General features: G+C 73.0%; 20 protein-coding genes. 8 read left to right on the top strand and 12 right to left on the bottom strand.

Annotation, left to right across the window (positions count from 1 at the left end; all coding sequences use genetic code 11):
- Positions 1 to 333: 333 nt before the first annotated feature.
- On the bottom strand, positions 334 to 1,434 hold the full coding sequence (locus Q0858_RS21280; protein ID WP_299058379.1) for a Glu/Leu/Phe/Val dehydrogenase dimerization domain-containing protein: 1,101 nt from the start codon (positions 1,432 to 1,434) through the stop codon (positions 334 to 336).
- Positions 1,435 to 1,640: 206 nt separating this feature from the next.
- Here Q0858_RS21280 and Q0858_RS21275 point away from each other — a divergent pair, with 206 nt between their 5' ends.
- On the top strand, positions 1,641 to 3,185 hold the full coding sequence (locus Q0858_RS21275) for a hypothetical protein (RefSeq protein WP_299058377.1): 1,545 nt from the start codon (positions 1,641 to 1,643) through the stop codon (positions 3,183 to 3,185).
- Between the two features lie 257 nt (positions 3,186 to 3,442).
- Here the strand turns inward: Q0858_RS21275 and Q0858_RS21270 are convergent, their stop codons facing one another.
- Positions 3,443 to 4,159 (bottom strand): DUF305 domain-containing protein, encoded by a 717-nt coding sequence (locus tag Q0858_RS21270; RefSeq protein WP_299058375.1) that lies wholly within the window; start codon positions 4,157 to 4,159, stop codon positions 3,443 to 3,445.
- A gap of 94 nt (positions 4,160 to 4,253) precedes the next feature.
- Here Q0858_RS21270 and Q0858_RS21265 point away from each other — a divergent pair, with 94 nt between their 5' ends.
- Together Q0858_RS21265 and Q0858_RS21260 are read left to right on the top strand one after the other, a co-directional pair.
- Complete coding sequence (locus Q0858_RS21265) at positions 4,254 to 5,813, top strand: hypothetical protein (protein WP_299058373.1); 1,560 nt, start codon at positions 4,254 to 4,256, stop codon at positions 5,811 to 5,813.
- 98 nt (positions 5,814 to 5,911) lie between these two features.
- Entirely contained in the window at positions 5,912 to 7,279 is a 1,368-nt protein-coding gene (locus Q0858_RS21260) for an HNH endonuclease signature motif containing protein (protein ID WP_299058371.1), read from the top strand.
- 3 nt (positions 7,280 to 7,282) lie between these two features.
- Here the strand turns inward: Q0858_RS21260 and Q0858_RS21255 are convergent, their stop codons facing one another.
- The 3 genes from Q0858_RS21255 to Q0858_RS21245 all read right to left on the bottom strand — a co-directional run bounded on the left by Q0858_RS21255 (position 7,283) and on the right by Q0858_RS21245 (position 10,291).
- Entirely contained in the window at positions 7,283 to 8,002 is a 720-nt protein-coding gene (locus Q0858_RS21255) for a class F sortase (protein WP_299058369.1), read from the bottom strand.
- Between the two features lie 22 nt (positions 8,003 to 8,024).
- Positions 8,025 to 9,329, bottom strand: a complete 1,305-nt coding sequence (locus Q0858_RS21250; protein ID WP_299058368.1) for a hypothetical protein — start codon at positions 9,327 to 9,329, stop codon at positions 8,025 to 8,027.
- A gap of 134 nt (positions 9,330 to 9,463) precedes the next feature.
- Positions 9,464 to 10,291, bottom strand: coding sequence for a DNA-formamidopyrimidine glycosylase family protein (locus tag Q0858_RS21245; protein WP_299058367.1), 828 nt, complete (start codon positions 10,289 to 10,291; stop codon positions 9,464 to 9,466).
- Positions 10,292 to 10,407: 116 nt separating this feature from the next.
- Between Q0858_RS21245 and Q0858_RS21240 the strand changes: the two genes are divergently transcribed.
- Positions 10,408 to 11,292 (top strand): hypothetical protein, encoded by an 885-nt coding sequence (locus Q0858_RS21240; protein WP_299058366.1) that lies wholly within the window; start codon positions 10,408 to 10,410, stop codon positions 11,290 to 11,292.
- Between the two features lie 15 nt (positions 11,293 to 11,307).
- On the opposite strand, the gene Q0858_RS21235 is transcribed toward Q0858_RS21240, so the two are convergent.
- Positions 11,308 to 12,567, bottom strand: a complete 1,260-nt coding sequence (locus Q0858_RS21235) for a hypothetical protein (RefSeq protein ID WP_299058365.1) — start codon at positions 12,565 to 12,567, stop codon at positions 11,308 to 11,310.
- A 27-nt stretch (positions 12,568 to 12,594) separates the two neighbouring features.
- Positions 12,595 to 13,545, bottom strand: a complete 951-nt coding sequence (locus tag Q0858_RS21230) for a lipid kinase (protein WP_299058364.1) — start codon at positions 13,543 to 13,545, stop codon at positions 12,595 to 12,597.
- 62 nt (positions 13,546 to 13,607) lie between these two features.
- On the opposite strand from Q0858_RS21230, the gene Q0858_RS21225 reads away from it, so the two are divergent.
- From Q0858_RS21225 to Q0858_RS21215, 3 genes are read left to right on the top strand one after another with little or no spacing between them, the layout of a single operon-like run.
- The gene (locus tag Q0858_RS21225; protein WP_299058363.1) at positions 13,608 to 14,009 is read left to right on the top strand and encodes a hypothetical protein; all 402 of its coding nucleotides are present in this window, start codon (positions 13,608 to 13,610) and stop codon (positions 14,007 to 14,009) included.
- A gap of 2 nt (positions 14,010 to 14,011) precedes the next feature.
- Positions 14,012 to 14,761 (top strand): SDR family oxidoreductase, encoded by a 750-nt coding sequence (locus Q0858_RS21220; RefSeq protein WP_299058361.1) that lies wholly within the window; start codon positions 14,012 to 14,014, stop codon positions 14,759 to 14,761.
- A gap of 54 nt (positions 14,762 to 14,815) precedes the next feature.
- On the top strand, positions 14,816 to 15,619 hold the full coding sequence (locus tag Q0858_RS21215; RefSeq protein ID WP_299058360.1) for an SDR family oxidoreductase: 804 nt from the start codon (positions 14,816 to 14,818) through the stop codon (positions 15,617 to 15,619).
- 90 nt (positions 15,620 to 15,709) lie between these two features.
- Here the strand turns inward: Q0858_RS21215 and Q0858_RS21210 are convergent, their stop codons facing one another.
- From Q0858_RS21210 to Q0858_RS21200, 3 genes are all read right to left on the bottom strand, one after another.
- On the bottom strand, positions 15,710 to 16,186 hold the full coding sequence (locus tag Q0858_RS21210) for a (2Fe-2S)-binding protein (RefSeq protein ID WP_299058359.1): 477 nt from the start codon (positions 16,184 to 16,186) through the stop codon (positions 15,710 to 15,712).
- A 12-nt stretch (positions 16,187 to 16,198) separates the two neighbouring features.
- Positions 16,199 to 18,559, bottom strand: coding sequence for a molybdopterin cofactor-binding domain-containing protein (locus tag Q0858_RS21205; protein WP_299058358.1), 2,361 nt, complete (start codon positions 18,557 to 18,559; stop codon positions 16,199 to 16,201).
- A gap of 173 nt (positions 18,560 to 18,732) precedes the next feature.
- On the bottom strand, positions 18,733 to 19,944 hold the full coding sequence (locus tag Q0858_RS21200) for a helix-turn-helix domain-containing protein (protein ID WP_299058357.1): 1,212 nt from the start codon (positions 19,942 to 19,944) through the stop codon (positions 18,733 to 18,735).
- Between the two features lie 109 nt (positions 19,945 to 20,053).
- Between Q0858_RS21200 and Q0858_RS21195 the strand changes: the two genes are divergently transcribed.
- Positions 20,054 to 20,491: a DUF4190 domain-containing protein gene (locus Q0858_RS21195; RefSeq protein WP_299058356.1), complete on the top strand. Its 438-nt coding sequence runs from the start codon at positions 20,054 to 20,056 to the stop codon at positions 20,489 to 20,491.
- A 55-nt stretch (positions 20,492 to 20,546) separates the two neighbouring features.
- Here the strand turns inward: Q0858_RS21195 and Q0858_RS21190 are convergent, their stop codons facing one another.
- Both Q0858_RS21190 and Q0858_RS21185 read right to left on the bottom strand, forming a co-directional pair.
- Complete coding sequence (locus Q0858_RS21190) at positions 20,547 to 21,119, bottom strand: hypothetical protein (protein ID WP_299058355.1); 573 nt, start codon at positions 21,117 to 21,119, stop codon at positions 20,547 to 20,549.
- Between the two features lie 38 nt (positions 21,120 to 21,157).
- Complete coding sequence (locus Q0858_RS21185) at positions 21,158 to 21,709, bottom strand: hypothetical protein (RefSeq protein ID WP_299058354.1); 552 nt, start codon at positions 21,707 to 21,709, stop codon at positions 21,158 to 21,160.
- Positions 21,710 to 21,824 lie beyond the last annotated feature (115 nt).

Genomic DNA, 21,824 nt, shown 5'->3' with positions numbered 1-21,824 from the left:
CGCGTGCTGCTCGACCACCGTGCGTCACCGGGTCTCGACGACGCGCGCTCGCCGAGGGCTCGCGTGCTGCTCGACCACCGTGCGTCACCGGGTCTCGACGACGCGCGCTCGCCGAGGGCTCGCGTGCTGCTCGACCACCGTGCGTCACCGGGTCTCGACGACGCGCGCTCGCCGAGGGCTCGCGTGCTGCTCGACCACCGTGCGTCACCGGGTCTCGACGACGCGCGCTCGCCGAGGGCTCGCGTGCTGCTCGACCACCGTGCGTCACCGGGTCTCGACGACGCGCGCTCGCCGAGGGCTCGCGTGCTGCTCGACCAGCGCGGGGCCTGCGGGTTACGGCAGCCAGGTGCCGCGGAGGCGGCCGACCTCGCGCATGCGCTGCTCGGCGAGCCGGTCGGCGGCCGCGCCGGGCGGGACGCCGTCCTCGGCGGAGCGGCGCAGCACCTCGCGGGTGGTGTCGAAGATGCCCGAGGCGCGCTGCTGGGCGCGGTCGAACGAGAAGCCCTCGAGCTCGTCGGCGACCTGGATGAGACCGCCGGAGTTCACGCAGTAGTCCGGGGCGTAGAGGATGCCGGCGTCGACCAGCGCCTTCTCCACGCCCGGGTGCGCCAGCTGGTTGTTGGCGGCGCCGCAGACGATCCGGGCCGACAGCGTGGCGACGACCTCGTCAGTCAGCGCGCCGCCGAGGGCGCAGGGGGCGTAGACGTCGAGGGTGCTCGCGACCAGCGCGGCGGTGTCGTCGACGACGGTGATCCCGCGGCTGTCCGGGTGCTCGGCGAGCAGCGCCGACACGGCGGGGGCGTGGACGTCGGTGACGACGACGCGGGCGCCGTCGTCCAGGAGGTGCCGGACGAGGTGCCGTCCGACCTTGCCGACGCCGGCGACGCCGACGGTGCGGCCCTCGAGGGTGGGGGCGCCCCAGACCCGCTCGGCGGCGGCGCGCATGCCCTGGAAGACGCCGTACGCCGTGAGCACCGAGGAGTCGCCCGCCCCGCCGTGGGCGACGGTGCGGCCGGTGACGAAGCGGCTCTCGCGGGCGATGAGGTCCATGTCCGCGCTGTAGGTCCCGACGTCGCAGGCCGTGTAGTAGCGGCCGTTGAGCGACTGCACGAAGCGGCCGTAGGCCCGCAGCAGCGCCTCCGACTTGTCCCGCAGCGGGTCGCCGACGATGACGGCCTTGCCGCCGCCGAGGTCGAGGCCGGCGAGCGACGCCTTGTAGGACATGCCGCGCGACAGGGCGAGGGCGTCGGCGACGGCGTCCGCTCCGGTCGCGTACGGGTGGAAGCGGGTGCCGCCCAGCGCCGGGCCGAGGGCGGTGGAGTGGATGGCGATCACGGCCTGCAGGCCGGAGTCGCGGTCGGAGCAGACGACGACCTGCTCGTGGTCGGCGGCAGCGGCGAGGACGTCGTACGGCGCGTCGGCGGGTGTGCTCATGAGGGGTCCGGCCTTCTTCTCGGGGCGCCGCGGGGGTGTGCGGCACGGGTGGGTCGCGACCGCGGGGGTGTGCGGTCGACGTCGGCGTCAGATTAACGCCGATGTCACACGCACCCCTGGCGCGGTGTCCGCGGGTTGGGGTAGGACTGTCACCATCTCGCGGCGCGACTCGGCGCCCGGGGCTTCATCTCGGAAGGCACACCACCGTGGCATCGACCCCTCGCGCCCGCAGGCGCCACCTGTCCAGGAAGGTCGCGGTCACCGCCGCCGCCGGCCTGGCCGCCCTGCTCAGTCCGTTGCTCGTGTTCTCGTCGAACGCCGCCGAATCGGGCGTCGAGACGATCAGCTACGAGTCCGACCCCCGTTGCGACTCGGCCCGCCTGCAGGGCCTGAAGGACCAGGCGGAGCTCTTCGCCGCCGGCTGCCAGCAGCTCGACGAGGAGTACGGCGCGATGGACGACTCGTCCGCGCGCCTCGACGACCCGGGCGACGTCCGCTCCAAGAACATGCAGCTCCTCGCGCGCCGCGCGAAGTCCTCCACGTTCTCGACGTTCACCCACTCCGACCTGGCGTTCAAGGGCAAGTACGTCTTCGCCGGCAACTACGGCGGCTTCACCGTCTTCGACGCCAAGAACCCGGGCGACCCGCAGCGGGTCGCCGAGGTGCTGTGCCCCGGCTCCCAGGGTGACGTGTCGGTCTACAAGAACCTCCTCGTCGTGAGCGTGGACCAGCCCCGGACCTCCGCCTCGTGCGACTCCGAGGCCTCGACGACGGCGAACCCCGCCGCGTGGGAGGGCGTCCGCGTCTACGACATCTCGCAACCGGCGAACCCGGAGTACGTCGCGGCCGTCAAGACCGCCTGCGGCTCGCACACCCACTCGCTCGCCCCGAGCGACAACGGCAAGCGCCTCTACGCCTACGTGTCGTCGTACTTCCCGAGCGCCACGAACGTGAACTGCCCCGAGCCCCACGACAAGATCAGCGTCGTCGAGATCGACATGGAGGCCCCGCAGAACGCCGCGGTCGTCTCCACCCCGGTGCTCTTCCCGGACGGCGGCAACCCGGGCGGCGGCCGTGAGCTGGCCCCCACCACCGGCTGCCACGACATCACCACGTACGCCGAGAAGGACATCGCCGCGGGCGCCTGCATGGGCGACGGCATCCTGATGGACATCTCGAAGCGCAAGGCGCCGGTCGTCACCGAGCGGGTCCAGGACCGCGAGAACTTCGCCTTCTGGCACTCCGCCACCTGGAACAATGACGGCACCAAGGTCGTCTTCACCGACGAGCTCGGCGGCGGCGGCGCGGCCACCTGCAACCCGGACGTCGGTTCGAAACGCGGCGCCAACGGCATCTACGACGTCGTCGACGGCCAGCTGGAGTTCGCGAGCTACTACAAGATCCCGCGCACGCAGACCAACAGCGAGAACTGCGTGGCCCACAACGGCTCGCTCATCCCGGTGCCGGGCAAGGACATCATGGTCCAGGCCTGGTACATGGGCGGTATCTCCGTCTTCGACTTCACGAACTCGGAGAAGCCCCGTGAGATCGCGTGGTTCGACCGTGGCCCCGAGCCCCAGGGCAGCACCGAGGGCGGCGGCAACTGGTCCTCGTACTGGCACAACGGGCACGTCTTCTCCAACGACCTCGGCAAGGGCCTGAACGTCTTCAACATCAGCGCCTCCGCGGTCGACCCGGCCCGCAAGGTCCGGCAGGGCACCAACAACCCGCAGATGCAGAAGAGCTACTGATCACCCGGTAGCCCGACGCGACGAGGGCCCCGCACCGATCCCGGTGCGGGGCCCTCGTGCGTCCGCGACCCCGCGGGCCGGCGGCCCCCGGTGGTCGAGCAGCACGCGATCCCTGGCGAGCGCGCGTCGTCGAGACCCGGTGAGGGGTCGGCGGTCGTGTCACCGGATCTCGTGGCTCGGCCGTGGCCGGCCTCGCACCTCGATCTCCGGGCTTCGCGGCAGTGCCTCGCGCCCCGGTCCCCGGAGGGACGCCTAGCTCAGAGCGTGTCCTCGACGTCCTGCATGCGGCCGATCTCGGCGGTCTGGCCGATGTTGATGTCGGCGGCCATCTCGAGGGCCTGGATGTCGGACCCCTCGGTCTGGAGCTGGTCGGTCATGTCCACGGCGCCCTGGTGGTGGCCGATCATCGCGTCGAGGAAGAGGCGGTCGAACTCCTCGCCGTCCGCCTCGACCAGCTCGAGGAGCTCGTCGGCGCCGAGCATGCCCATGTCACCCATGCCCATCTCGCTCATCTCCTCGGCCATGTCGACGCTGTCGTCCTCGGGCTGCGGGACGTCCTCGCCGCGGGTCTCGAGCCAGCGAGCCATCGCCTGGATCTCGGGCGCCTGGGCGTCCCGGATGCGCGAGGCGATGCGTCGTACGCCCTTGGCCTCGGCCCGCGAGGCTGCGAGGTCGGAGATGACCAGCGCCTGCCGGTGGTGCGGGATCATCATCGACATGAACTCGACGTCGGCCTCGTTGTAGTCGCCCGGGTCCAGCTCGGAGGGGCCCTCCGAAGGCTCCTCACCCGGCTCGCCGGGGCGGATCACGCGGACGCCGCTCCCGTCGCCGCCGTCGGGGGAGGCGGATGAGCTGGCGCCCGACGGCGAGGCGTCGGTGGAGTCCCCGGCGCCTCCGCAGCCGCTGAGCCCGAGAGTGGCCGCGAGGCAGAGGACGACGGTGACACGAGAAAAGGGGGCTGATATCGAGTCCATCGTTCCCATAACCTACGTCACAGTCGTCGGCCACGGCGACCTCGTCGGCAGTTCCTGACACCCCCGAAGGACACCTGTGACCCCTAGACTCGGATTGACACGCAGAGGAGCCCGGCGCGGTGCCGCGGTCCTCGCCACGGCCCTCGTGGCCTCCTTGGCCCCGGCCCTCGCCGCCAGCACGACCGCGACGGCGGCGTCCTCGGCGGAGAACGACCCCACCTGCCAGGCGGCCAAGGCCGCCCAGGAGTCCGCGGTCGAGCTGTTCGCGCGCGGTTGCGCCACCCTGGACGAGAAGTACGGCGACATCGACGACTCCGCCGCGCAGAACGACCAGCCGGACCGCATCGCGTCCAAGAACATGGCGCTCATCGCCAACCGGCCGAAGTCTGGCCCGTTCTCGCCGCCTCCGGGCACCCCCGGGGCCGGTCAGCTCGACTACGCCAACTCCGACCTGGCGTTCAAGGGCGACTACGCCTTCGCGGGCAACTTCCAGGGCTTCATGGTCTACGACATCAGCAACCCGTCCGACCCGCAGCCCACCACCCAGCTGGTCTGCCCCGGCGGCCAGGGTGACGTGTCGGTCTACAAGAACATCCTGGTCTACAGCGTCGACTCGCCGCGCTCGGACTCGACGTGCAACAGCCAGCCCTCGAGCACGTCGGTCCCCACCGCGTGGGAGGGCCTGCGGATCTTCAACATCAAGGACCCGGCGAACCCCAAGTACGTCGCCTCGGTGCGCACGGACTGCGGCTCGCACACGAACTCGCTGGCGCCGACGAAGGACGGCAGGACGCTGTACTCCTACGTCTCGTCGTACTCCCCGAGCGACGCGAACGTGAACTGCCAGCCGCCCCACGACAAGATCAGCGTCGTCAAGATCCCGCTCGGCCAGGCGAAGGACTCCGAGGTCGTCTCGACCCCCGTCCTGTTCCCGGAGGGCGGCAACCCCGGCGGCAACGGCTCCTCCAACACGACCGGTTGCCACGACATCACGACGTACCCGAGCAAGGACATCGCCGCCGGCGCCTGCATGGGTGACGGCATCCTGATGGACATCTCGGACCGCGAGAACCCGGTGGTCACCGAGCAGGTCACCGACACGGAGAACTTCGCCTTCTGGCACTCCGCCACCTGGAACAACGCCGGCACGAAGGTCGTCTTCACCGACGAGCTCGGCGGCGGCGTCGCCCCGACCTGCAACGAGGAGACGGGCAGCACCCGCGGTGCGAACGGCATCTACAACGTCAACAAGGACGGCCAGCTCGTCTTCAAGAGCTACTACAAGATGCCCCGCACCCAGACGAACGAGGAGAACTGCGTCGCCCACAACGGCTCGCTGATCCCCGTCGAGGGTCGCGACATCATGGTGCAGGCCTGGTACCAGGGCGGCATCTCGGTCTTCGACTTCACCAAGTCGGGGAAGCCGGTGGAGCTGGCCTGGTTCGACCGCGGCCCGCTCGACCCGGCCGGCACCGGCCCGTTCCCCACGGGCAGCCTCGGTGGCTCGTGGTCGGCGTACTGGCACAACGGCAAGGTGTTCAGCAACGACATCGCCAAGGGCTTCGACGTCCTGAACGTGAACCTGCCGCTGCTCCGTGACGCCAAGAAGGTCCGCGCGGGCACGAACAACCCGCAGGCCCAGACCTCGTACTGAGCCTCACCCGCACACGCCTCGGCCCCCGGTCCCCAGGACCGGGGGCCGAGGCGTTCTGTGCCGGTCCACTGTCGGTGGTCGCCCCTAGCGTTTGCACCATGGACGACGCCTCGACCGACCCGCACCCGCAGGACCCCGCCGCGCTGGTGGCGGAGCTGCGGGCGGTGCGTCGCGCGGAGGACGCCGCGGCGGCGCGGGTGCTGGCGCTCGCGGTCGACTGGGCGGCCATGCACCCGGCGGAGTCGCTGGCGTCCGGCGCCCTCGCGCGGGGCGTCCGGGGCGCCGAGGGGGCGTTCCGGCCGGCGGGTCCGGGCTCGCCGTTCGTCACGGAGTTCTGCGTGGCCGACCTGGCCGCGACGATGGGTGTGTCGACCGACGCCGGGCGCTCCTACCTTCGCGAGGCGATGGAGCTCGCCCACCGGCTGCCGCGCACCTACGCGCGGGTGATGGCGGGGGAGCTGCCCGCGTGGCGCGCACGACGGGTCGCCGCGGCCACCACGGGCCTGCCGCCCGCCGGTGCGGACTGGGTCGACCGGCACGTGTCCCACGTGGCCCACAAGATCGGCCCGGCCGCGCTGGAGCGGGCCGTCACCGACGCCGTGACTAGGTTCGACCCCGAGGCCGCCGACCGGGCCGGCTGCGACGAGACGACCGACCCCCGCGGTGTCTGGGTCGGCCTCGACGCCCCGACCACCACCGCGACCGTCGACGGGACCGGCCAGGTGGTCGTCGAGGTCTCCGCCACCCTCGACGTCGCCGACGGCATCGACCTCGAGACCGCCCTGGCCCAGCACGCCGCCCAGCAGCTCGCGTTCGGCTCGACCCAGGGCCTCGGCGTACGCCGCGCCCACGCGCTGGGTGAGCTCGCGCGGCGCCGGCTCGGCCTGGACTTCGAGGACGACGACACCCCGGACGGCGAGCCGCGTACGGCGAGGCCGACGCGGCGGGTGGAGATCGTCGTCCACCTGTCCCGGGCCGCGGTCTGCGCGGGCGGCACGGGCGGCAACGAGCTGGTCAGCGTGCGACACCGGGGGACCGGTGAGGTGCTGACCTTCGCCGAGCAGGTCCGGACGTGGTGCAACGCCGCCGCCTCCGTGACGGTGCAGCCGGTGATCGACCTCGCCGGGCAGGTCGAGATCGACGGCTACGCCGTCCCGGCGCACCTCGAGCGGCTGGTGCGGCTGCGGGACCGCCACTGTGTCTTCCCCCACTGCACCCGCCCCGCCACGTCCTGCGACCTCGACCACGTCCGCGCCTACGCCGCGGGCGGCACGACCTGCGCGGCGAACCTCGCCCCGCTGTGCCGCTTCCACCACCGGCTCAAGACCCACGGCCGCTGGCGCTACGAGGTCCTCGACGCCGGGCTGTTCCGCTGGCACGACCCCTGGGGGCAGACCTACCTCGTCGACACCGCACCGGGCGGGGGGACCAGCCGGGAACAGGTCGAGCTCGCCGACACCGGCTGAGGCTCAGGCGCCCGCTTCGCTCGGCTCACCGAGCGGTGTGCCGTAGACGACGAGGTTGTCCTCCCAGACCGCCCCGTTCCAGTTCGTGCAGGTAACGATGACCAGACGGCCCTTCGTCACGTCCTGCCCGAAGATCTCCTCCGCGCGCTCGGCGAGGTCGGGCCGGGTCACCACTTCCTTCTCGGTGATCCGGTAGCGCATGGTGCCCTCGTCGGTCTCGACGTCGACGGTGCCGCCGGGCTCGACGTCGACCATCGGGTCCATCGCGCCGCCGCCGGTCGACACCGTGTGCCCCGTGATGACCGTCTGGCCCTTCCGGTCACCCGGGCGGGCGCTGTCGTCCCACCACCCGAGCGTCGACGGGTCAGCAGGCGGGTCGAGGACCGAGCCCTCCTGCAGCGGGATCGACACGACCGGCGCCTCGATGCCCACCGACGGGACGCTGAGCCGGACCGGGCTGGCCGGGTCCATGCGCTCGTAGGTGACGTCCGGCTCCGGGGTGGGCTTCAGCCGCTGCCCGCGCTCCGTCTGCTGGGGCGGGGCGGACGACGACGCCGCCGGCTCGGGCTGAGCCACGGGCTCGGTCGGCTCGTCGTCCGGTCCGTAGACGACCCAGCCACCGACGCCGACGAGCAGCACCAGCAGGGCGGCCCCGGCGGCCGAGGCGAGACGGCTGGACCCGTCGCCGGATCCCTGGGCGGGCTCCTCGGTGGGGTCAGCCATCAGCGGGTCGTCGGTTCCGTGCTCAGACCCCGGCGCGGGAGCGGGAGGTCGAGAACCCCACCGCGGTGCCGAAGGTGGTCAGCGCGAGCAGCGCCAGGGCAGCGGGGACGCTGGCGTCCGCACCGACCGCGGCGGAGCCGCCCAGCGCGCCGCCCGCGCCGGCCGGGACGAACCGGGGCACGTCGGGGCTGGTCGGGTCGGTCGGGTTGTCGATGCTCGGCGGCGGCAGGGCGGCGCCGGGGCCGCACTGGGAGCGGGCCAGACGGAGGTCGACGGCGTTGAATCCGGCCTGGCCCTCGAGAACCGGTAGGACGGCGAGGTCGATCGCGGTGACCTCGATCTCGCCGGGGGCGCGGGTCTGCTTGTTCAGCGTGCCGTCGAGGAGGTTCTCCTCTAGCGGGCCGGCGTTTTCAGCGATCTGGGCGAGGATCTGGTCCTTGATCGCCTCGCGGATCTCGTTCAGCGGACCGGTGAGGCCGCCGAGCTCGTCGCGGTCGAGGTTGCCGATGAGGGACATGAAGATCTCGTCGAGCACCTCGTCGAGCTGGGTGACGAGCTTCGTGTTCGGGGCCGGGTCGCTCTCGAGCTCCAGGAGCGGGATCGGGTCCTGGCCCGATGCCTCCGGGAAGTTGAGGGTGACGTCCACGTCGGCCAGGTTCGCGTCGCCGGTGGCGACCTCGCCGGGGCCGGCGGTGCACTCGCTCGTGATCGCGCTGAAGCCCGCCACGACGCCCGCGTTGCCGAGCGGCTCGAGCGCGTCCTGCAGTCCGGCGTTGAGCTGGTCCAGGGCGTCCTGGATGGCCTGGGCGCCGCCCGGGAGCTGACCGAGGAGGTCGTCCAGCGAACCGGTGCCCTCGACCACCTCGACGTCGAAGAGGTCGTCGAGGTTCAGCCCGTCGGGCGTCAGCTTGATCTCGGCGCGTCGGCCGGGGGTCAGGCAGCGGCCGTCCTCGCCGACACCGACGAAGGAGGAGCCGGCGCCGGCGACGCCGGAGCAGGCCTCGGAGACTCCCTGATCGCCGGCGATGCCGGTCTTCGCGTCCTGGGCGAGGGTGCCCGCGGACAGGCTGTCCTGCCCGGTGATGAGGCTGGCCTGAGGCTGGTTGTTGCCCTCGGTGGTCTCGCCGGACTCGGTGCGCTCGGCGCGGAACTGCCCGCCGAGCTGGTCGGTGAGGGCCTGGCCGCCGATGGCGAGGTAGATCGCCTCGGCCTCCGACTGCGCGACGACGGTCGTGTCGGCGGCCATGGCGGGGCCGGCCGCCAGCGCCATGACACCCGCTGCGGTCAGCGTGGCCGTCAGACGGGTGGTCGTACGCAGTGCTCGCACCTGGTTCTCCTTGTTCGATCCCGCTGTCACCAACGGGAGATCCGGGGGAATGTTACGGGCACGAGACAGTCGGCGAACAGGTGTTCAGACAACTGTTTGTGCAGGTCGTGGCAGGTGGGCCCGCCAATGAACGGCTACACCTGCTCCTCGGGGCACCACCAGGTGGTCCGTCCGCCGACGGTGGCGCGGGTCATCTCGGTCCCGCACCGGGGGCAGTGACGCCCGGTGCCGCGGTGCGCGATGACCTCCCCGGTGTGGACGCCGCCCTTCCTCAGGGCCGACCGGATGGCCTTGCGGAGCTCGCGCCGGAGCTCGTCCAGCTCGTCGGTGGTGAGCTCGCCGGACGGACGCTGTGGCGAGAGGTGGCTCTGCCAGAGCACCTCGTCGGCGAGGAGGTTGCCGATCCCGGCGACCGTGCCCTGGTCGAGCAGCCGGGCCTTGAGCGGCGCCGTACCCCGCCCGACCCGCTCGCGGAACTCGTCGCGGCCGATCTCCCCGGCGTCCGGGCCGAGCGCCTCGATGTCGGGGTCCAGCCGGACGCGGCCGAGCCGGCGCTTGTCGAAGAGGCGCAGCGCACCGCCGTCCTCGAAGCGGAGGGTGAAGCGGTACCACTCCGGCTTGCGCGTCCCGGAGCCCCGGGCGGGCCCGGAGCCCTGGTAGTCGCCACCCTCGTCCTCCTCACCGTCCTCGTCGTCGCGGGTCGGGGGCGAGACGAGGATGCGGCCACTCATGCCGAGGTGGATCCCCAGGCGCGGTCCGTCGTCGGAGGTCTCGCACCACATCGACTTGCCCCGACGGTGGGCGTCGACGAGCTGTCGTCCCACGAGCGCGTCGCGGATCTCGCCGGGCGCGTGCGGCCGGCACTCGTAGGTGTCGTTGTCGTCGACGTCCGCGATCGTGCGGCGCAGCGCCGAGCGCTCCACGACCAGGCGGGCCGACTCGACCTCGGGCAGCTCGGGCATCCCGACATCCTGCCCGCCCGGGGGTAGCGGTCGGTCGGATTCGGCCACCGGATCGCGCCGGATCGGTCAGACTCGGAGGTCACACCCGCCCCACCCGACCCGCAGGAGCAGCGCCCGTGTCCCCGCACCGCACCCTCCTCGCCACGAGCGCCGCCGTGCTGCTGCTCGGTGGCTGCGGGCTCGTCGGCGGGTCGGCGCAGACCGCGGCCCCGGAGGCCGCGGAGCCCGCGCCGGGCGGGACCGGGCAGTCGGCGAGCCCGGACCCGGACCGCGACCCGGCGCAGGTCGTCCTCGACGCCACCGAGGTCACCCTCGGCCAGACGAGCCTCACGATCGAGTCGCAGGCGGACCTCGAGGTGCAGGGCGCGGCCTCCTCGGTCTCGACCGAGGGCTCGGTCGACTACGAGCAGGGGCTCTTCGACCTCGACCGCGACGTCAACGACACCACCCGGGTCGGGGTGGTCGCCGACGGCACCCGCGCCTGGATCAAGAACGAGGGTCCAGACGGCTCGGCCTTCGCCGACGGGGCGACCTGGCTGCAGGGCGACGTCGACGACCTGGTGTCGTCCGGGACCTTCGGGCAGCTGCAGCTCCTGGGCTCCACCCTCGCGCTGCGCGCGGCGGGCGACGACCCGGCTGCGGTGGCGGAGGGCGAGCCGACGACGTACGACGGGGTGGAGTGCCGGGTCCTCACCCTCACCGTCCCGTACGCCGACGCGGTGGCCGCGGCGGGCGAGGACGCGGCGGTCTTCACCGAGGCGCTCTCCCTGACGGGGCCGGCACGGCGGGCCGACCTCGCGCTGGAGGTCGCCGTCGGCCCCGACGACGTCATCCGGTCCTACAGCCTCGGCGTCGAGTCGGCCCCCGGGGTCAGCGGCGGTTACGAGGTCCTGCTCACCGACATCGGCGAACCGGTCGGCCCGCCGCTCGCGCCCGACCCGACCGACACGGCCAGCGGCCCCGAGGCGATCGAGCAGTTCGCGGAGCTCGTCGGGGCCTGACGGTCGATCGCGCCGTCAGCCGGGCAGGCTGCGCTGGAGCACGACGTCGCCGTGCGTGCCGTAGCCCGCCAGCCCCCCGCCGTACGGCGTCCCGTCGAAGCCGACCATCAGCCAGCCGTCGTCGACGCCGAGCAGCGTCGGCCACGGCACGTTCGTCGGGTACGTCGCGTCGAGGCGCCCGACCTCGGTCATGGCCAGGTCGAAGACGGGGTAGCCCGCGCGCCGGGGGGCGGCCTCGTCACGGCTGTCCGAGGCGAGCAGGCGCCAGTCCCCGTCAAGGCGGGTCAGCACCGGCCCCTCGCAGGAGACGCGGTCGGACGCGGCGCCGAGCGGAGCGAGGTCGTCGAGGTCGCGCCCGGCGGCGAGGGCGGGGTGGAAGGAGAAGAACCTCCGCGCGGACACGAACGCGACCAGCCACCGCGTGCCGTCGTGCACGAGCTGGGGGTCCCAGGTGCCGACCGACGCCAGCCCGTCGACGGGCAGCGCGAGGGGCCGGGTGTCGAGGACGTGCTGTCCGCGGGTGAGGTCGGCCCAGCTGAGGCCGAGCCGTACGCCGACCTGCGGGCGCCGTACCTCGTCGAACGTGCCCCACGTGCTCGTCGCCACCATCCACGCCCCGCCGTCGCGGACGAGGTGGGTCGCGTGGTCGCCGTGGACGCCGCCGGCCACGACGTCGTCGCGGCGGAAGAACAGGTCGGCGCGGTGGGCCAGCGCGAGCGAGGTGGGGTCGAGCGACCACACGGAGGTGTGCCCGGTCCGGAAGCCACCCGGCCCGGCGCTGGAGGCGGTGAGGAGCACCGACCCGCCCTCGGTGTACGCCGCCCCGTCGGCGTGGGTGACCAGGCGCAGGTCCCGCAGCCCGAGCTGCCCGAAGGCGCCGCTCGCGGCGACGTCGCCGTCCGGGCGGAGGCCGCGCCACCACCCGCCCAGCCCGAGCGCGGTCCGCGCCCGCGCGGTCCAGGTGGTGCCCTGTCGTGACCAGGCGGTCGCGACCGGCCCGGTGACGGTGACGCCGAGCTCGTCGACGTCGCGCACCCAGCCGTGGCGGGCGCTCAGCAGCCGCCGGGTCTGTCCGCCGTACGTCGCCTCGAGGCCGACCCGGCGTCCGAGGCGCACCGGGCGCAGCGTCACCGCCGACGAGGTGAGGGCGGGCGCGGGACCCCGCGCGGCGACGTACGGCGCGACCGGGCCGTCGGGTCCGATCGTCGTGCCCGGCTGCACCAGCGCCACCGGCCGACGGCGGGCGACCTCGACGAAGCGGGGGAGCGGGCTCACCCTCCCGAGGCTAGGCCGTGGGATCGGTCAGGCGCTCGCCGCGGAGGGGCCGGGGCCGTCGAGGACGGCGGCCGCCGAGTGCACGGGGACGACGACGTGCACGGCGTTGCGCTCGACGGTGAAGTCGGCCGGGGTGCGGGCGGCGATCTCGCCGTCGAGGTTCACGCCGAGGTCGGGCTCGGTCACCACGCGCACCCGCCGGGTCGCGACGTGGTGCACCTTCTCGTGGTCCACGAAGGACCCGTCCTTGAGCAGCCGCGCGATCGAGACGTGGTCGCGCAGCCGGCCGCGGACGATCGCGTAGACGTCAAGCAGGTGGTCGTCGAGCGAGGCGGTCGGCGAGACGGCGTTGCCGCCGCCGTAGTGGCGGCCGTTGCCCACCGCGACCTGCAGCAGGTCCTCGAGCTCGAGGGTCGGGTGGTCGCCGTCGGGGAACTCCAGCCGGGCCGTGAAGGGCTGGTGCGCGCGGTACGCCGCCAGCGTGGCCACCGGGTAGGCCAGCGGACCGAGGCGCTTCTTCAGGCGCGGGCTCAGCTTCTCCGTGACGCCGACGGACAGGCCGATCGAGGCGACGTTCAGGTACGGGTTCAGGCCGACCCGGCCGAGGTCGATGTCGACGACGTGGCCGGCGGTGAGGGTGGCGACGGCGCCGGGCACGTCACCGGGCACCTGGAGGGTCCGGGCGAAGTCGTTGGCGGTGCCGAGGGGCAGTACGCCGAGCACCACCTCGGTGCCCGCCACCGCGCCGGCGCCGCAGCTGAGAGAGCCGTCGCCACCCCCGACCACGAGCAGGTCCGGGGCGGTCGCGACCGCGGCGCCGAGGGTGGCCGGCAGGTCCGCGCCCCCCTCGAGGCGGTGCACCTCGAGCTCGCGCCAGCCCTGAGCGCGCATCAGCCGCTCGGCCGTGGCGGCGGCCGCGGCGCCGCGGCGGGACGCGCCGTTGACGACGAGGACGGCGCGGGAGGTCTCGGGTCTCACGGCGCCGACGCTACGGACCCGGCCTGAAGCGGACCTGAACGTCGGGGCGTAGCGTGCCCGCCGTGAGGCGCAGACCACACGAGAACGTCGCGACGGTGCTGGTGGACCCGGCTGTGCTCGCCGACGTGTCCGCGGACCTCGCCTCGCTCGACCTGTGGGTCTGGCCCGTCGCGACCGCGCCCGTGCACACCGACGGCCCGCGGGCCGCGTTCCAGATGCGGCGTCGCATGGTCGAGGCCCGCCGCGGCGCCTGGGACGACGCCGCGACGTGGACGCCGGTGTGGGTCGCCTTCGGCGAGAGCTGGCGCACCGGTGAGGAGCCGCTGCCGTGGGCCGCGCACGCCGCGCTGTGGTCGGCGCTGGAGTCGCACGGCCTCCACGTGCGCTACCGCAAGTGCCTCGGCGGGGTGCCCCGCCTGCCGGTCGTCGCCGAGCCCGCCGTCCGCCACCTCCCGGGGGCCTGAGCGTGACCGCCGTCGCCGGCAGCGCGCTGGTCACGGGCGCCTCCCGCGGGCTCGGCGCCGCGATCGCGACCGGGCTCGCCGCGGCCGGCCACCCGGTGGCCGTCGGCTACCGCGAGGGCCGCGAGGCGGCGCAGCGGGTGGTCGAGGCGATCCGCGCCGCCGGCGGCACCGCCGAGGCGGTCGGCGGCGACGTCACCACCGAGGCCGGCGTCCGCCGGGCCGTCGACGCCGCCGAGGCGGCGCTGGGGCCCGTCGGCGTGCTCGTGGTCAACGCGACGGGTCCGCAGCCGCGGACCCCGACCGTCGGGCTCGACCTCGCCCAGGTGGAGCCGATGCTGGACTTCTTCGTCCGCAGCCCGGTGCTGCTCATGGCCTCGGTCGTCCCCGGCATGGTCGCCCGCGGCGGTGGCCGCATCGTGCACGTCGGGTCCGAGGTCGCGTGGTCCGCGCCCGCCGGTGCCGCGGCGTACGTCGCCGCGAAGGGCGCCCAGCACGCCCTCGCGCGGGTCTCGGCGAAGGACCTGGGTCCGCACGGGATCACGGTCAACACCGTCGCGCCCGGCTGGGTGCCCGTCGAGCGCCACGCGGACGCCGACCCGGCCGACCTCGCGGCGTACGCCGCCACCGTGCCGCTCGGCCGCCAGGGCACCCCCGGGGAGGTCGCCTCGGCGGTCGTCTGGCTCGCCTCCGCGGAGGCGGGGTTCGTCACCGGGACGGTCCTGCCCGTCACCGGCGGCGCCAGCATGCCGTGACGCTCGTCCCACGCGGTGGGCACAGGTGTTCACCGACTGGTAGGAATGGCCGCCATGGAGACCCGGGTGGTGGCCGTCACCGGCGCGGCGGCAGGCATCGGACGCGCCACGGCGCTCACGTTCGCGACGCGGGGCTGGACGGTGGGCGCCTACGACATCGACGAGGCCGGCCTGGCCGACCTCACCGAGGAGGCCTCCGCCCTCCCCGGTGAGGTGCGCACCGGTCGGCTCGACGTCACCGACGCCGCCGAGTTTGAGACGCGGCTCGGCGAGCTCGTCGAGGCGACCGGCCGGCTCGACGCCCTGGTCAACAACGCCGGGATCCTGCTCGCCGGCATGTTCACCGACCGCGACACCTCCGCGCACGCCACGGAGGTCGACATCAACGTCAAGGGCGTCATGCACGGCCTCCACGCCGGCTACCCGCACCTGCGTCGTACGGCGAGCGAGCACGGCGACGCCGTCGCGGTGAACATGGCGTCGGCGTCCGCGATCTACGGCCAACCCGAGCTCGCGAACTACTCCGCGACGAAGTTCTACGTCCGCGGCCTGACGGAGGCCCTCGACCTCGAGTGGGGCCCGCAGGGCATCCGCGTCCGCGCCCTGTGGCCGCTGTTCGTGCAGACCGCGATGACCGAGGGCTGGAGCACCGGCAGCACGGGCTCGCTCGGGATCCGCCTCACCGCCCAGGACATCGCGGACGCCGTCCTGCTCGCCGTCGAGCCGCCGCGCGCCCGCGCCGCGATGCACCAGGTCCACTTCCCCGTCGGGTTCCAGACCAAGGCGCTCTTCCTGGGCTCGCGGTTCTCCCCGGCGTGGCTGACCCGCCTGGTCAACAAGAAGCTCGCGCACGCCTGAGCAGGCCGGAGCCGTCCCGAGCGGCCCCCGACGCACGACGGCGGGCCGGTGCCGAGGCACCGACCCGCCGTCGCGAGGGGATGGGACGAGCTACATCTGCGACGCGCCCTGCTGGATGGCCTCCCGGATGCGGACGTAGGTCCCGCACCGGCAGATGTTGCGGATGCTGTCGAGGTCGGACTCCTCGATCTCCCGGCCCTCGCGGCGCACCTTCTTCACGAGCGCGACCGCGGCCATGATCTGGCCGGGCTGGCAGTAGCCGCACTGGGCGACGTCCAGGTCGATCCACGCCTGCTGCATCGGGTGCAGGTCACCGGGGGCGGTCTTCGCGAGCCCCTCGATGGTGGTGACGCGGTCCTTCGGCTTGAGGTCGCCGACCCGCACGGAGCACGGGTTGAACGCCTTGCCGTTGATGTGCGACGTGCAGGCCTTGCACACGTTGATGCCGCACCCGTACTTCGGCCCGGTGACGCCCAGGACGTCCCGGAGCACCCAGAGGACGCGGACGTCGTCCGCGACGTTGACGGTGGTGGTCTTCCCGTTGAGGATGAATGTCTGCTTCGGCATGGGTCAGGCTCCTCAGTAGGTCCGGCTCAGGCCGTTGGTCGGCGACGGCGGGACGGGCGGGACGAAGCTCTTCGGCTTGAAGGCCAGCGGCTTCTCGTGCTGGATCGGGAAGTACGTCGGGTTCGTGCCGGTCGCGCGGGCGTACGCGCACGCGACGGCGGCGGCCGTGCTGCCGACGGCGGCCTCACCACCACCACCCGGGGTCTTCGAGTCGGTGTCCATGATGTGCACCTCGACGTCGAACGGGACGTTCCACTGCCGTGTGTAGAAGTAGTTGTCCCAGCTCGCCTCGAGGAAGCGACCGTTCTCGAAGTGGTTGCTGCTGGTCAGGGTCAGCGCGATGCCGTCCATGATCCCGCCCTGCATCTGGGCCTCGAGGCCCCGCGGGTTGATGACGAGGCCAGCGTCGATGGCGAGGACCACCTTGGTGACCCGGGGACCGGTGACGGTCTCGGGACCGAGGTCGCGGTTGACGGTGGCGGGCCGGTTGTCGATCTCCACCAGCACGGCCGTGCAGCCCTTGTACTCCTTGTGGATGGCCACGCCCTGGGCGGTGTTCGGGGCCATCTTCCGACCGAAGTTGCCCTCCTCGGCGACCTTCCGCAGCACCGCCTTGACCCGGGGGTCCTTGAGGTACTTCAGGCGGAACTTGACCGGGTCCATCTTCGCGGCCTTCGCCAGCTTGTCGACGGTCAGCTCCGCCGCCGTGCAGACGTCGGGCGAGTAGATGTTGCGCATGCTGCCGGTCGAGAAGCGCTCGCTGAGCGCGTCACCGGGGGCGACGGTCTCGTTGAGGAGCTGGTCGAGGACGCCGAAGTTGTAGGGCATCTGCTGCGTCAGCGCGAACACGCTCTGGCTGAGCGTGTAGTTGCCCAGCTGCGAGGGCAGCTCGTCGGCGACGTTGGTGAGGATCTCGCCGAAGCCGTGCTCGAAGTCGGTCAGCACGCTGGTGTGGCGCTGCTCGAACGAGAGGACCTCGCCGGCGAGGATCGTCGCGCGCACCCGTGACGTCGCCATCGGGTGCAGGCGGCCCTGACGGGGCTCGTCGGCGCGGTGCCACATCAGCTTGACGGGCACGCCCATCGCCTTGGACGCCTCGGTGGCCTCCTTGATGTGGTCGGCGAACAGCTTGTGCCCGAAGGAGCCACCACCGGTGATGACGTTGACCGTCACCGCGGTGGGCGGCAGGCCTGTGATGGCGGCGACCTGGTTCTGGGCGAAGATCGGCGACTTGATGCCGGCCCAGATCGTGGCCTTGTCGGACCGCACGTCGGCGATCGCGGCGTAGGGCTCGAGGGCGGCGCTCGACTTGAACGCGAAGACGCAGTCGGTCTCGATCGTCTTCGCCAGGCCGGGGACCTCGGGCACGAGCATCGGGATCTCGGCGGCGCGGAGCTCCTCGAGGATCGTGTCGTCGGACTCGTTCGCGGCGCTGCCGTCCTCCCACTGCACCTTCATCGCCCGGACGGCGTCGATGCACTGGCCGAAGGTCTTGGCACGCACGGCGATGCCGGTGGGGATCTGCGCGACGTGGGTGACGCCGGGCATCCTGGAGATGGCGGAGGTGTTGAGCAGCTTCACCGGCTTGCCGAGGTGCGTCGGCGGACGGCACACCATCGTCGGCAGGGCGTTCTTGATCTGCAGGTCGGTGGTGAACTTCTTCTTGCCGGTCACCGCGTCGCGGGAGTCGAGCCGGTTCTGGGGCTTGCCGATGACCCGGAACTTCTCCTCCCCGCGCAGCACGACCTCGACGGCCTCGACGACCTGCTTGGCGGCCTCGATCGCGAGGTCGCCGTACGTGATCTCGTTGCCGAGGGTGTCGCGGACGACGCCCCCGGTGGTGATGAGGCGGTCGGCCTGCGTGCCGAGGAGGATCGCAGCGGCCTCGAGCAGCTGCTGACGCGCGATGGCCGCGGCCACGCGGAAGGGTGTGTACGTCGAGAAGGTGGTGTTCGATCCGGCGGTGAGCTGGTTGAAGGCGAGCTCCTGGCGCGCCTTCGCCATGGTGACCTTGACCTTGTCGATCGGGAGGTCGAGCTCCTCGGCGATGATCATCGACGTCGAGGTGATGATGCCCTGGCCCACCTCCGTGCGGGGCATCTCGAAGGACGCGGTCCCGTCCTCGTTGATCACGATGGTGATCAGCTGCGAGGTCGGCAGCGCGGAGTCCGTCTGGGCGTCCTCGAGGTCGTACAGGTCGGCGACCTGCGGGCCCGAGGGGACGACGGCCTCGGCCTTCTGGGCGAGGCCCAGGTCGGCGGCGACGGTGAGGGTGGCGCCCGCGAGGACCCATCCCATGAAGGTGCGCCGCTGGAGACCGGCCGCGTCGGCGGTGTCCGGGCCGTCCGGTTCGTGTCGGAAGCTGTTCGTCATGCTCACTCCGAGTCCACGCCGGCGCTCCGGAGGGGACCCCGGGGGAGGGACGCGCCAGCGTCATCGGTTCGACTGTGGCAGCGGTCACAAGCACTGACCATGACGAGGGATCCAGGCCCTGGTCGAAGGCTTGTGCGATCTGCACAATCGTTCACTGAGAGGAGGGGGTACTCCTACCTCCGCAGGCGACGGGCGCGGAGCGCGAGGTCGAGGTCGACCGGGGGCGTGTCGTCGTCGAGCGGCAGTCCGGTCACCTGGGTGACCCGCCGCAGCCGGTTCAGCACCGTGTTCCGGTGGCACGGCACCAAGGGGGCCGCCCGGCTCGCCGACCCGCCGGCGGCCACCCACGCCTCGAGGGTGGCCAGCAGCATCCGGCCCTCCTCGCCCAGGTCGTGCAGCGGGGTGATCCACCTCGTGCGCAGGCGGTCGGCGACGTCGGGCGAGGACAGCAGCAGCGCCTCCGGCAGGACGTCCTCGTAGCGGACCAGGCCGCCGGACCTGGGCGCCGAGCGGAGGGCCAGGCGGGCCTGGCGGTAGCCCTCGTCGGCCCCGCCGAGGCCCACCACGACGGCGGAGACGGCGACGGTGCGCTGCTCGGGCCCGCCGGCGAGGGCCGCGAGCGCACGGTGGGCAGCGTCCGGGACGTCCTCGCGGAGCGCGACGAGGCCCACCGTCACGTCGCCGCGACGGAGGAAGGCGGCGGCGTGGGGTGCCACCCCCCGCTCTGCCGCCTGCGGCTCGATCGGCTCGGCCACGGTGACGACGAGCTCGCCGCCGGGCGGGAGGTCGAGGGCCTCCGAGGCCTCCGCGGCGAAGCCCGGGTCACGGGCCCGGCCCCGCAGCACGCCCTCCCACAAGGTTGCACGTCGCTCGACGTCGCTGCGCACGCGGGACCGGTCGCGGTGGTGGTACGCCGACGCGACCCGCGCCGAGGTCGCGTCCACCGCCTCCCACAGCAGCGAACCGACCTCGCGCAGGGCCCGGCCGTCGAGCCGCTCGGCCCCGGTCTCGAGGAGGTCGTCCCAGATCAGCCGGCCCCCGACGCGGAACGACCGCAGGACGTCGTCCAGGGGCTGCCCCTGCTCGGCCCGCAGGGAGCCGGTGGTGCGGGCGGGCCAGAAGGCCGTGTCGTCGGCCTCCTCGGGCCGCGGGCCCTCGCCGGTCACGGCATCGACGATGAGGTCGAGGATCGCGGCCACGTTCGTGTGGCAGGAGTGGGCCAGGTCCGCGTGGGACACCACACCGGCGCGGCGGTAGGCGAGGTGGTCGTCCTCGATCGTCTCGACGAGACGCTCGGCGAGCACGCGGGTCCTCTGCTCGCGGTGGTCGAGCAGGAACGCGTGCGTCTCCGCGCGCCAGTCCGCCGTGGTCACCGTGTCCCTCACCCGCCGCTCCCTCCGTGTTCGTCTCCGCGCGGCCCGACGAGCCGTGGTGGCGGAGGTCACACGCGAGGCCACCGTTGTACACCAGGCCGGGACCAGACAGGGTGTGCACGTGAGCTCCTACGACATGCCGCCCCAGCAGCCCGGCCACCCCCACCAGCAGCACCCCTCCGCCGCGCCCGGGAAGGGCATGGCCGTCACCGCCCTCGTCCTGGGGATCCTGGCCCTGCTGCTGTGCTGGACGGTGATCGGCGGCGTGCTCCTGGGCCTTCCCGCGGTCATCCTCGGCATCGTGGCCGTGGTCCGCGCCCGCAAGGGGAAGTCCGGCGGCCGCGGTCTGGCCGTCGGCGGCATCGTCACGGGCCTGCTCGGCATCGTGCTGGCGATCGCCCTCGCCGTCGTGGCGACCACGTTCCTGGCCCGGATCATCGACGGCGAGGCCTCGCAGCGCTACCAGCAGTGCATCTCCGACGCCGGCGGCCAGCAGCAGCAGGTCGACCGGTGCGACCAGCAGCTCCAGCGCGACCTCGAGGACTCGTTCGGCGGCTGATGACGCGCCGCCCGCTCGATCCTGCTCGGTCCTGCTCAGTCCCGCTCGGTCCCGCTCAGTCCCGTGCGAGTCGCTCGGTGCCCAGGACGGGCCGGTAGTCGTCCCGCACGTCCCCGTCGAGGCGGCTGTCGTCAGCGAAGACGCGACCGAACCCCTCGTCGGACGCCGCGGCCGAGGCGCCGGTGCGGACCCATCGGGGTCCGCCCAGGCAGGGGCGCGGGATCGAGATGCGGGTGACGTCCTCCTCGTCACGGAAGGCGCCGACGAGACCGGGGCACGCGACCTCACCGGTGCCGCCGACCAGCTCGAGGGTCTTGGGCTCGCCGCGTCCGTTGCGGTACATCCGCACCAGGTAGTCGGAGCGATCCGAGGTCCGGAGACGGAGCTCGGTGTAGACCGAGCCCCCGAGGTCGACGAGCTCGAGCCGTACCTCGACGGTCGTGCGCGCGTGCTCGACCCGGGTGCGCACGACGTCCGCGGCCTGGCGGGGTCCACGCTCCTGCTGGATCTGTCGGGTGTCGCCGACGGGGTCGGCGTACTTCTCGACCTCGGCGGCGGCCGGCGCCACTGTCGCGGCCGCGGCGGTGGCCAGCAGTGCGGTGGTGATCAGGATCGCGCGCATGCGCATGGGGTGGTCCTCTCGTGGGCGGGGTGTGTGTGCTTGCGTCAGTCGCGGAACAGGCGCTGCTCGCCGAGAGCGGAGGGGAAGGCGGGGAACCCGCCGTCGAGGCGGGCGTCGTCCCGGTCCTGGAAGCCGTTCCTCACGACGCCGGTCCCGGAGCCGAAGCGGATCCAGCGGGGGTTGCCGAGGCACGACCGCGGGACCCTGAGCTCGACGGTGTCCGACCGGTTGAAGAGCCGGCCCCTCAGTCCGTCGCACTCGATCGACCCGGGGCCGTTGGGGCTGAGGGACACGTCGACCTGGCCGTCCCGGCGGAAGATGCTGGCGTCGACGAAGTCGTCCGGGGTCGAGATCGGGAAGTCGGCGAAGAAGTACCCGGGTGTCAGGTCCACGACGCGGAGCCGGAAGCGGACGGTGCTGTTGGCGTGCTCGCCGCGAACCCGGACGATGTCGGTCGCCCGGCTGACCTCGCGGTCCTCGGTGGACGTGTCGCCGCGTGGGTCGCCCACGACCTCGACGTCGGCGGCGGCCGGAGCGGCCACCGACGTGACGGCCGCGACGGCTGCGAGGGTGACGAGGGTGGTCCGGACGCGCATGGGTGCTCCTGGCGCTCGTCGATCTCCGGCAGTCGCCGGCGCGCACATCATGGGGCGCTGCCCCGACCGGCGCCAGGACCGGTCTAGACCAGTGCCCTGCTTGGTGCGCCCCGGC

Origin of the sequence: uncultured Nocardioides sp. (genome assembly GCF_947489365.1) — a bacterium.
Taxonomy (GTDB): domain Bacteria; phylum Actinomycetota; class Actinomycetes; order Propionibacteriales; family Nocardioidaceae; genus Nocardioides.
This window is presented reverse-complemented; position numbering and strand designations above follow the sequence as displayed.

Excerpts from the sequence above, each read along its gene's own strand:
- Q0858_RS21205 (WP_299058358.1), bottom strand. The coding sequence starts at position 18,559 with ATGACGAACAGCTTCCGACACGAACCGGACGGCCCGGACACCGCCGAC.
- Q0858_RS21245 (WP_299058367.1), bottom strand. The coding sequence starts at position 10,291 with ATGCCCGAGCTGCCCGAGGTCGAGTCGGCCCGCCTGGTCGTGGAGCGC.
- Q0858_RS21190 (WP_299058355.1), bottom strand. The coding sequence starts at position 21,119 with ATGCGCATGCGCGCGATCCTGATCACCACCGCACTGCTGGCCACCGCC.
- Q0858_RS21185 (WP_299058354.1), bottom strand. The coding sequence starts at position 21,709 with ATGCGCGTCCGGACCACCCTCGTCACCCTCGCAGCCGTCGCGGCCGTC.
- Q0858_RS21255 (WP_299058369.1), bottom strand. The coding sequence starts at position 8,002 with ATGGCTGACCCCACCGAGGAGCCCGCCCAGGGATCCGGCGACGGGTCC.
- Q0858_RS21270 (WP_299058375.1), bottom strand. The coding sequence starts at position 4,159 with ATGGACTCGATATCAGCCCCCTTTTCTCGTGTCACCGTCGTCCTCTGC.
- Q0858_RS21280 (WP_299058379.1), bottom strand. The coding sequence starts at position 1,434 with ATGAGCACACCCGCCGACGCGCCGTACGACGTCCTCGCCGCTGCCGCC.
- Q0858_RS21260 (WP_299058371.1), top strand. The coding sequence starts at position 5,912 with ATGGACGACGCCTCGACCGACCCGCACCCGCAGGACCCCGCCGCGCTG.
- Q0858_RS21215 (WP_299058360.1), top strand. The coding sequence starts at position 14,816 with ATGGAGACCCGGGTGGTGGCCGTCACCGGCGCGGCGGCAGGCATCGGA.
- Q0858_RS21210 (WP_299058359.1), bottom strand. The coding sequence starts at position 16,186 with ATGCCGAAGCAGACATTCATCCTCAACGGGAAGACCACCACCGTCAAC.